Annotated in this window: 8 protein-coding genes and 1 rRNA gene; 8 read left to right on the forward strand and 1 reads right to left on the reverse strand. The window is 45.4% G+C overall.

What is annotated here, in order from left to right; translation table 11 throughout:
- The first annotated feature begins 2 nt into the window (after positions 1 to 2).
- The 5 genes from dnaN to gyrB are packed head-to-tail and all read left to right on the forward strand — an operon-like array spanning position 3 to position 4781.
- Positions 3 to 1145, forward strand: coding sequence for a DNA polymerase III subunit beta (gene dnaN / locus ACN6NF_RS25400; protein ID WP_016822441.1), 1143 nt, complete (start codon positions 3 to 5; stop codon positions 1143 to 1145).
- A 37-nt stretch (positions 1146 to 1182) separates the two neighbouring features.
- Positions 1183 to 1401 carry a S4 domain-containing protein YaaA gene (gene yaaA / locus ACN6NF_RS25405; RefSeq protein WP_016822440.1) on the forward strand — a complete coding sequence of 73 codons (219 nt, stop codon included), beginning with the start codon at positions 1183 to 1185 and terminating at the stop codon, positions 1399 to 1401.
- Positions 1402 to 1455: 54 nt separating this feature from the next.
- Entirely contained in the window at positions 1456 to 2571 is a 1116-nt protein-coding gene (gene recF / locus ACN6NF_RS25410; protein WP_016822439.1) for a DNA replication/repair protein RecF, read from the forward strand.
- Positions 2572 to 2587: 16 nt separating this feature from the next.
- Positions 2588 to 2839, forward strand: coding sequence for an extracellular matrix regulator RemB (gene remB / locus ACN6NF_RS25415; RefSeq protein ID WP_007433255.1), 252 nt, complete (start codon positions 2588 to 2590; stop codon positions 2837 to 2839).
- Positions 2840 to 2870: 31 nt separating this feature from the next.
- Positions 2871 to 4781 carry a DNA topoisomerase (ATP-hydrolyzing) subunit B gene (gene gyrB / locus ACN6NF_RS25420; protein WP_474320285.1) on the forward strand — a complete coding sequence of 637 codons (1911 nt, stop codon included), beginning with the start codon at positions 2871 to 2873 and terminating at the stop codon, positions 4779 to 4781.
- Positions 4782 to 4922: 141 nt separating this feature from the next.
- Here gyrB and ACN6NF_RS25425 read toward each other — a convergent pair whose 3' ends face one another.
- On the reverse strand, positions 4923 to 5750 hold the full coding sequence (locus ACN6NF_RS25425) for a YheC/YheD family protein (protein WP_474320286.1): 828 nt from the start codon (positions 5748 to 5750) through the stop codon (positions 4923 to 4925).
- A 466-nt stretch (positions 5751 to 6216) separates the two neighbouring features.
- Here ACN6NF_RS25425 and gyrA point away from each other — a divergent pair, with 466 nt between their 5' ends.
- The 3 genes from gyrA to ACN6NF_RS25440 all read left to right on the forward strand — a co-directional run.
- Positions 6217 to 8781, forward strand: coding sequence for a DNA gyrase subunit A (gyrA, locus tag ACN6NF_RS25430; protein ID WP_474320288.1), 2565 nt, complete (start codon positions 6217 to 6219; stop codon positions 8779 to 8781).
- A 206-nt stretch (positions 8782 to 8987) separates the two neighbouring features.
- The gene (locus tag ACN6NF_RS25435) at positions 8988 to 10079 is read left to right on the forward strand and encodes an HD-GYP domain-containing protein (protein ID WP_474320315.1); all 1092 of its coding nucleotides are present in this window, start codon (positions 8988 to 8990) and stop codon (positions 10077 to 10079) included.
- Positions 10080 to 10393: 314 nt separating this feature from the next.
- Positions 10394 to 10516, forward strand: a 16S ribosomal RNA gene (locus tag ACN6NF_RS25440); the annotation flags it as partial.

Below are 10516 nucleotides of genomic sequence, written 5' to 3' on the forward strand. Positions count from 1 at the left end.
TTATGAAGATTAGCATTCTGAAAAACGTTTTGAACGAGGCTATACAACATGTATCCAAAGCGATATCTAGTCGGACTACCATTCCAATTCTGAGTGGTATTAAGCTGGATGTGAATCACCAGGGAGTCACACTGACCGCCAGCGATACAGACATCTCTATTCAATCCTTTATTCCAATGGAGGATGGTGACCAAACGGTCGTTCAGATCGAACAACCCGGCAGTGTAGTGCTGCCCGCTAAATTCTTTGTCGAAATTATCAAAAAGTTGCCGTCTCAGGAGATCCGCATGGAGGTAAAAGACCAATTCCAAACCTTTATCTCATCCGGTGCTACTGAAATTCAGATCGTTGGTTTGGACCCTGAGGAATTCCCGGTGCTTCCCAACATTGAGGAAAACCAAGTCATCTCTGTGCCAGGTGATTTGCTTAAAAATATGATTAAACAGACGGTATTCTCCATCTCTACCCATGAAACGACCCCTATTTTGACTGGTGTATTGTGGAATCTGGCTGAGGGTGAATTGAAATTTGTCGCCACGGACCGCCACCGCCTTGCCACCCGCAGCGCTCATTTGGAGACCTCTGAAGGCTTGCGTTTTAGCAATGTTGTCATTGCAGGCAAAACGCTCAATGAGCTCAGCAGAATTATTCCGGATCAAAATATGCTTGTGGATATCGTCGTAGCGGACAATCAGGTATTATTTAAGGTGGATCGGGTGTTATTTTATTCTCGCATCTTGGACGGCACCTATCCTGATACTTCTAGAATTATTCCGACTTCCTACAAAACAGAACTGGTTGTGGACACAAAAAGTTTGAGCGAGTCTATTGACCGTGCTTATTTGTTGTCCCGTGAGGAAAAAACGAATATTGTAAAAATGCAATCGTTGGAAAACGGTGATCTTGAGATTTCCTCCAGCTCATCTGAGCTTGGTAAAGTGCGTGAGGAAGTAAATGTGTCTAAATTTGAGGGAGAGCCACTCAAAATCTCGTTCAACTCCAAATATATGCTCGACGTGCTGAAGGTGATTGACAGTGAGCAGCTGACGATTGCTTTTACTGGCATTATGAGCCCCATTATTTTAAAACCGGCAGATTCCAGCAATGCGCTGTACATCATCCTGCCATATCGCACAACCAACTAGCGCCACCCAACCGAACAAGCGAAAGGATGAACAGGCCTTGAAACCAATATCTATACAGACCGAATACATCAAGCTCGATCAATTTTTGAAATTAGCCGATTGTGTATCCACAGGAGGCATGGCTAAAGCCCTGCTGCAGGAGGGACAAGTCCGCGTTAATGGTGAGCCAGAAGAACGTCGTGGAAGAAAATTGTACCCAGGCGATACCGTAGAAGTAGAGGACATTGGACGTTTCGAGGTTACGGCAGGAGCATGATCGCCTGAACGGCAAGGACTCCTTTTAGGTGCGGAATAACAAGGGGGACCCTATGTGTTTGTGAACAACATTGTTTTGCAGCAGTACCGGAACTATCAACAGCTGGAGCTGAATGAATTCGGGCCCGTTAATTTGCTGATCGGACAAAATGCGCAAGGCAAAACGAATCTGGTTGAGGCGATTTTTGTATTGGCTTTGACTAAAAGTCACCGAACGTCCCGCGACAAGGAATTAATTTCTTTCGGGGCTACTTCCACCCATCTAGCTGCCGATGTGGATAAAAAATACGGGAAAATCAGATTGGATCTCTCGTTATCCACACAAGGCAAAAAAGCAAAAATCAACGGGCTAGAGCAGCGAAAGCTGAGCGATTTTATCGGTTCGTTAAACGTGGTCATGTTTGCGCCCGAGGATCTGGAAATTGTCAAAGGAACACCGGGGGTTCGCCGCCGGTTTCTTGACATGGAAATCGGACAGGTTGCGCCAGGGTATTTATATCATTTGCAGCAATATCAGAAAGTGCTGGTTCAGCGAAATAACCTGCTCAAGCAAGCTTGGGGTAAAGATATGGCGTCCGTGCAGCTGATGCTGGAGGTATGGAATGAGCAACTTGTTGAGCATGGTGTTAAAATTGTAAAAAAGCGGAAACAATTTATAACAAAGCTACAAAAGTGGGCCCAGGCCATTCATGAAGGGATTGCAGGTGGGACAGAAGAGTTAAAATTAACCTATGTTCCCTCCTTCGGTGAGCCAGAGGAAGAAGATGAAGCTGTCTTATTGGAGCGATTTATGATAAAGTTATCCCAAATGAGGGAACAGGAAATCCGCCGTGGCATGACTTTGGCGGGACCCCATCGTGATGATTTGGCCTTTGCCATTAACGGCAGAGAAGTGCATACGTATGGCTCTCAGGGGCAGCAGCGGACGACGGCCCTGTCTTTGAAGCTGGCCGAAATTGAATTAATTCATGAGGAAATTGGAGAGTATCCTATCCTGCTGCTGGATGATGTGTTGTCCGAGCTGGACCCCTATCGTCAGACTCAGCTGATCGAGACTTTCCAAAGCAAGGTACAGACCTTTATCACGGCAACCGGGATTGAGACGTTGAACGCAGAACGACTTAAGGGTGCCCATATTTATCACGTCCACGACGGGCATGTGGAACACTAAGGAGTGAGTGATCGCTATGTATATTCATCTGGGTGGAGAAAAGATCATCCGCTCATCAGAGCTTGTGGCTATTTTCGATATCTCGATTGAAAAATCCTCTAAAATCTCCAAACAATACGTGAACCACGCCCAACAGCAAAAGCATGTCGAGATGATTGGCGAAGAGGAAGCCAAGTCCATCGTAGTGACTCAGAATACGGTGTATTATTCCCCCATCTCCTCAACAACACTCAAAAAGCGGGCAAACCAGTTTGTTGCCAATGCTTAACCATAGAAATCTATAGAAGTAGGTGAAAGGCATGTCTATGAATCAACCGTCTTATGATGCGGGCGAGATTCAGGTCCTCGAAGGCCTGGAAGCGGTTCGGAAACGTCCCGGGATGTATATTGGCTCCACAAGCGCCAAGGGTCTCCATCATCTGGTCTGGGAAGTTGTGGACAACAGTATTGACGAAGCGCTGGCGGGTTATTGTAACAGCATTCAAGTTGTCGTTCACAAAGATAATAGCATTACCGTTACAGATAACGGCCGTGGTATTCCGGTAAGTGAACACGCCAAAATGAAAAAATCGGCGCTGGAAGTCGTAATGACCGTACTTCACGCAGGTGGTAAATTCGGAGGCGGAGGGTACAAGGTGTCTGGTGGTCTGCACGGGGTTGGTGTATCCGTGGTGAACGCACTATCCAGCAAAATGATCGTTCATGTTAAACGGGACGGACATGTATATGAGCAGGAATACCATCGCGGTGCTCCCCAGTATGATGTCAGAGTCATCGGTGACACCGAAGAGACAGGTACCCAAACGACCTTCTATCCGGACGAACAAATCTTTACCGAAACGACCGTATATGACTATGATACGCTGCAGACGCGGATTCGTGAGCTGGCTTTCCTGAACAAAGGCATTGCAATTAGCTTGACCGATGAACGGACAGGCGCCAGCGATACATTCCACTATGAGGGTGGAATCAGTGAATATGTGCAGTTTCTGAATCAAAAAAGAGAAGCCCTGCATGAACAGCCGATTTATGTCGAAGGCTCTCGCGACATGATTCAAGTCGAAGTTGCACTGCAATATAACGACAGCTATACCGAGAATATTTATTCTTTCGCCAACAATATCAATACCCATGAGGGCGGAACTCATGAATCAGGTTTCAAGAGTGCATTAACCCGGATTATTAACGATTATGCACGCAAAAATGGCTTGATTAAGGACAACAACGCCAATTTGACCGGTGACGATGTACGCGAAGGTTTGACAGCGATTATCTCCGTCAAAATTCCAGAACCACAGTTTGAGGGTCAGACTAAAACAAAGCTCGGCAACAGTGAAGTGCGAGGAATTGTCGAGTCTCTGTTCGCAGAGAAACTCCAGGAATTCCTGGAGGAGAACCCGTCCGTCTCCCGCCGTGTGGTTGATAAATCATTACAAGCAGCTCGTGCCCGGGAAGCAGCACGCAAAGCGCGTGAACTTACCCGTCGCAAAAGTGCGCTGGAAATCAGTTCGCTCCCAGGTAAGCTGGCGGATTGCTCCTCTAAGGACGCTTCGATTAGTGAACTGTACATCGTCGAAGGTGACTCAGCAGGAGGATCAGCCAAGCAGGGACGTGATCGTCACTTTCAAGCGATTTTGCCAATTCGCGGTAAGATCCTGAATGTTGAAAAGGCACGCTTGGACCGTATTTTGTCCAGTGATGAAATACGGTCGATGGTAACAGCAATGGGTACAGGGATCGGAGATGATTTTGACATCACCAAAGCCCGTTACCACAAAGTTATTATCATGACAGATGCCGATGTCGATGGTGCTCATATTCGCACATTGTTGCTGACGTTCTTCTATCGCTACATGCGCAAAATCATTGATGCGGGCTATATATACATTGCTCAGCCACCACTTTTCAAAGTTGAGCGTAACAAAGTCGTGCGTTATGCGAACTCTGAGGCGGAACGTGACGAGATCATCAAGGAGTTTGGAGAAAATGCGAAGTACAATGTACAGCGCTATAAAGGTTTGGGTGAGATGAATGCGACCCAACTTTGGGAAACCACGATGGACCCAGAGAGCCGTACAATGCTGCAGGTGACTGTCAGTGACGCGATGCTTGCTGATACGCTCTTCAATACCCTAATGGGTGACAATGTAGAACCTCGCCGTGACTTTATCCAAGAACATGCGAAGTACGTGAAAAACCTAGATTTCTAATGTGTGCTATTCCGTCCTGATGGCTATGTTATCTGTTCATTAGGATTGTAGAAGAAAGAGTTCACAAGGGGCGCCCAGATGGGCGTCCCTTTTCTTGTCATTAACCAGCCCGGATGGATTTGAATATTTAATTTCAATGTTTTAGGCTTTTTTCTTAGAGCGTACAGGTTTACCTGTGGATGGCGTATACCGGCCATAACCTACTGCATATCTGAATATTTTATGATACAGGCTTTTATTTGGGAGGGAAGCGAACACTTTGATGGCTGGTCTTGTATTGACCTCCAAAATCCACGGATAGTTTTGCTGATCCAATCCCACATCTAACCCGATTTCCCTTAAACGAGGGTATCTTTTTTGTAGCTGCCAGGCTACTCGCTCGCCCATTTTCGATAATTTTTGCTCCAATTTTACGGCCTCCTTTACATCCATGTATGGAGCCACCAGTTCATTGAAAAAGCGCGTTGTCCCACCGCTGTGATGATTGGTGACGACTTTGTCAGGAGCAGCTACGCGTCCTACAATAAGCGTTGTTTCCCATTGATGCCTCAAGTTCATCTGGGTTAATACCCTCAGATCGAAGGGACGGGCTTCATGCTGAAGAAGGGGGATTCCACGCTGTATTAAATATGGACGTTTCTTTATACGAGAAGAAACCACCCTATGCAGTTCATCCAGACTTTCAAAGGTGAGGATATCTACTTCATAGCGAAGCACATACCAAGTTCTCTCCTCGATGACTCCTTCTTCTGTCGGCGGAAGCTGCTCTGTCTGCCTTTCTGCACGCATAACCCCTTTACCATAAGTACCATTATCCGGCTTAATATAGACAGTTCCATACACCGCCAACATTTCATTCAGATGCTCAAACGTGTACAAACGTGTTTCCGGTATATAAGCGGCCAATGTCGGATGGGGAAGAATGGCATTTGTTTTGGCCCACTTACTGGATACTCGCTGAATAGACAAGTATTCTCATCCCTTTCTTTTCGAAATATGAGTCATGTACCTGGAATTCACACCCTTTAACAAAACAAGGGAAACTAAAGGACAAGCGCGTAAAACAATGATATAATAGAGAAATACGGCGTTTTTCGGAATTTTGCTAAGTAGAACCCTGACCGTATACGTATTGTATGTGGAAAAGGCCCTTAGGGTGGGGGCTAATCCCCAGTTCAGGGGAATTTGTTATAATCAGGGCTTGTAAGTTGTACAAGAAAATAGCAATCTGCTACAGGCAGAAGGGGAATGACGAGGGTTTTACGCTGTAAAGAGGACAAATGCGTTTAATTGTGCTCTTTTTGTGAAAGTAATATAATTATACAGATGAGGATTTCAGCCAAAATCCTGCGCAAGGAGCGGAGTATATAGGCAGTGTCTTGTTAGGCTTTTCACATAGAGAGCGCTGTATTGAAGGATGAGAAGGAGGACCAGCATGGCGGATCAAAATAACTCGCAAATCATCAATAGGGATATCGGAGTGGAAATGCGCGAATCCTTTATGGATTATGCCATGAGTATTATTGTTAGCCGTGCCTTGCCTGATGTGCGGGACGGACTGAAGCCGGTACACCGTCGTATTCTGTACGCGATGTCCGAGCTAGGCATGTCGCCAGATAAGCCTTATAAAAAATCGGCAAGAATCGTCGGTGAAGTTATCGGTAAGTATCACCCCCATGGTGATACGGCCGTGTATGATACGATGGTGCGGATGGCGCAGGATTTTTCCCTGCGTTATATGTTGGTGGATGGACACGGTAACTTTGGCTCCGTGGATGGAGATATGGCAGCAGCCATGCGTTACACTGAAGCACGGCTGTCCAAGATTGCCATGGAAATGCTCCGTGATTTGAACAAAGAGACCGTTGATTTTATGCCTAACTATGATGGCGAAGAGAACGAGCCTGTCGTATTGCCTGCACGTTATCCTAACTTGCTGGTTAACGGTGTCGGCGGGATTGCAGTTGGTATGGCAACCAATATTCCACCGCATAACTTGGGAGAGGTTATCGATGGTGTACAAGCACTGATCGAAAACCCTGACATTACGCCGATGGAACTTATGGATTACATTCAAGGGCCCGATTTCCCGACAGCAGGTTATATCTTAGGTCGCTCAGGCATTCGTCAGGCGTACCAGACTGGCCGCGGATCTGTGACTATGCGTGCGAAGACCACCATAGAGGAGATTGGCAATAAAGCACGGATTATCGTGCATGAGCTGCCTTACCAAGTGAATAAGGCTCGTCTGGTCGAGAAAATTGCTGAATTAGTACGTGATAAGCGTATTGAAGGCATTACGGATCTTCGCGATGAATCCGACCGTACGGGTATGCGTATTGTGATCGAGTTGCGTAGAGATGTGAACCCGAACGTCGTTCTGAATAATTTGTTTAAACATACGGCCATGCAGTCCAATTTCGGTATCAATATGCTTGCGATTGTAAACAATGAGCCGAAGATTTTGAACCTGAAAGATGTCTTGTATTATTATCTCAAGCATCAGGTTGAGGTTATTCGTCGTCGGACAGAATTTGATCTGAAAAAGGCCGAAGCTAGAGCACACATTCTGGAAGGCTTGCGTATTGCTCTTGACCATCTGGACGAAGTTATTTCCTTGATTCGTTCTTCCCAAACTGCAGAAGCAGCTCGTGAAGGACTGATTGAGCGTTTCTCACTGACTCTTGAGCAGGCTCAGGCTATTCTCGATATGCGTCTGCAACGCTTAACCGGTTTGGAACGTGAGAAGATCGAGAACGAATATAACGAGCTAATTCAAAAGATAATGGAATACCGCGAAATTTTGGCGAATGAGCATCTGGTACTCAACATCATTAGCGAAGAGCTGAATGAGTTGAAAGGACGCTTCGCCGATGAACGTCGCACTGAAATTACAGTGGGTGAAGAGAGTATTCTGGATGAGGATCTCATTCCGCGTGAAGACGTTATTATTACTGTAACCCATACTGGATATATCAAACGCCTCCCTGTTACTACGTATCGCAGTCAAAAACGCGGTGGTCGTGGTGTAGTAGGTATGGATACCAAAGATGAGGACTTCGTAGAGCACCTGTTCATTACAAATTCACATCATCATTTGTTATTCTTTACGGACAAGGGCAAGGTATACCGGATTAAGGCCTATGAGATCCCGGATTTAAGCCGGACAGCTCGGGGGACACCGATTATTAACCTGATTCAAATAGAACAGGGTGAGTCGATCAATGCGGTAATTCCAATTGAGGAATTTGTGGAGGACAGTTATCTATTCTTTGCGACCCAACATGGGATTATTAAGAAAACACCTCTTGATGACTATGCGAATATCCGCAAAGGCGGCCTGATCGCCATTAACTTGCGTGAAGATGACGCCCTGATCGAAGTGAAGCTGACTGATGGACAGCAGGAAATGATTATCGGTACAGCACAAGGTATGTCTATCCGTTTCCCTGAAAGTGATGTACGATCTATGGGGCGTAGCGCTACAGGAGTTAAAGGAATTAGCCTTGATGAAAGTGATGCTGTAATTGGCATGGATATCGTCAATACCGACCTGGATATTCTGATCGTAACAGCCAAGGGTTATGGCAAACGTACCCCTGCTGTGGATTATCGTATCCAGAGCCGTGGAGGTAAGGGGATCAAGACGATTAACGTTACCGAGAAAAATGGTCCAGTTGTCGGCCTCAAGGTTGTAAAAGCCGAAGAGGATTTGATGATTATTACAGCTAGTGGTACCTTGATCCGGACTAGCATGGGGGAAATCTCCACGATGGGTCGGAATACGCAAGGTGTAAGGCTGATTAATATTCGCGATGATGATTCGGTTGCAACGGTTTGTCGTGCGAACAAGAATGAGGAGCAAGATGAACTGCTTGAGGATTTATTAGAGGATGGAGGAACGGGTGAGGAGCCAACTCTATCATCTGCTGAACCAACTCTTGAAGTGAATACAGAAGATACGGAAGGTAACGAATCAGAATCTTCTGAAGACGAATAAGACCCGAATATAGAAACAACAAATTTAGATTGAAGAGACTCTCTGGCTATTTGGTCAAGAGAGTCTTTTTTTCTTGTTCAGGCTCACCAATTCAGACCAGTACGTTTTAAATGGCATAAAATGAATGTACAGGATCATTTCCAAGTAATATAATGACATCATAACTGGCAGCTGGAGCAGCTGTTGTGAGAACAGAGAGGTTGGCCATGACAACTGTACCCGTATCCGAATTAAAAGCAGGACTTAAATTGCAAAGCGACGTTTTTACTGAAATGGGCAGCTTGCTGTTACCGAAAGGGCGTATTTTGCTACCACGTGACTTAGAGATTTTAGAGGCGTTCCTGATTCAACAAGTAGAGGTAGGGACGGATGATATTGCAAAGTCCAGTAGCGAGCCTACCACTGTTCGATCTGGAACAGCTGAATCGCAGGGAGCTTCGTTAGATGGGCGAGATGAATCTGAACAATTTCAGGATGAGTATGACAAAATGGTGATGCTTGTTAAGAATGCGTTTCAATCAGTGCTTGTCTCTAATTTATCTATATATGAGTTGCGCGGACAACTGGAGTCCTTGCTGGCGCATATTCAACGTTATAATGTAATGACCTATACTCCGCCTGCTATGATCGAGGTGGACTATATTTTTCACAATGCGGTGCTAACCTCCCTTACCTCTTACTCCATTGCACAATGGATTGGGTTGCCTCAAAAGGATTGGATGCAGGTGGCTTTTGCCGGATTGCTTCATGATATAGGGAATGCTAAGATGGACCCCTCCATTCTGTACAAGCCCTCCCAACTGACGCGAGAAGAGCAAGAAGAAGTACGCCGCCATACATCGCTAGGGTACCAATTGCTTAAAAATGTGAAGGCTATTAACGAAGGTGTACGTTTGGCAGCTCTTCAGCATCATGAGAAAGTGGACGGTACTGGATATCCATTGCGCCTTAAGGGGGAGCAAATCCACATATACGCTAAAATCGTAGGGGTGGCTGATGTATTCCATGCCATGACTCTGGAGAAAACATACCGACCTGCCCAATCACCTTATCTGGTTCTAGAGCAAATCAAATCAGAATCATTTGGAAAGCTGGACCCAAGTGTCGTGCAAGTCTTTATTCAAAAGCTAACCCAATTTAATAATGGGACCAAGGTGCGTCTGAATGATAACCGTACAGGGGAGATTATATTTGCTGATCGAGATCACCCGACTCGTCCGTTGATTCAAGTAGATGGGGAGATCATTAACCTGATGCTTCAAAGAGAGCTATATATCGAGTGTATTGTGCTTAACTAAGCTTTTAAAAAAAACAGTTCCACAGTATAGTGAAAATATGATATATTATTTCTTGTCGCTTCAAGTGTTGAAATAAAGAAGCGGAGAACACTTTTGAAAAAAATGTTGACACAAAATTAGTTAACATGATATACTATAAAAGTTGCTAAGGGGAACGAGAGTGACTCTAAAGCAAGCAAAGAATGTTTGATCTTTGAAAACTGAACAACGAGTGAGTAAATGATTTTGTTCGCAAAATCAAACAATGAGATATTTTATCTCGTCAGTTTCAACATGAGCTTATCGCTCTTTCTATAACCAACCTCGGTTGGTCTTTAATGGAGAGTTTGATCCTGGCTCAGGACGAACGCTGGCGGCGTGCCTAATACATGCAAGTCGAGCGGGGTTAATTAGAAGCTTGCTTCTAATTAACCTAGCGGCGGACGGGTGAGTAACAC

It is taken from the genome of Paenibacillus sp. TSM33, assembly GCF_056099025.1.

Excerpts from the sequence above, each read along its gene's own strand:
- dnaN (WP_016822441.1), top strand. The coding sequence starts at position 3 with ATGAAGATTAGCATTCTGAAAAACGTTTTGAACGAGGCTATACAACAT.
- remB (WP_007433255.1), top strand. The coding sequence starts at position 2,588 with ATGTATATTCATCTGGGTGGAGAAAAGATCATCCGCTCATCAGAGCTT.
- gyrB (WP_474320285.1), top strand. The coding sequence starts at position 2,871 with ATGTCTATGAATCAACCGTCTTATGATGCGGGCGAGATTCAGGTCCTC.
- gyrA (WP_474320288.1), top strand. The coding sequence starts at position 6,217 with ATGGCGGATCAAAATAACTCGCAAATCATCAATAGGGATATCGGAGTG.
- ACN6NF_RS25435 (WP_474320315.1), top strand. The coding sequence starts at position 8,988 with ATGACAACTGTACCCGTATCCGAATTAAAAGCAGGACTTAAATTGCAA.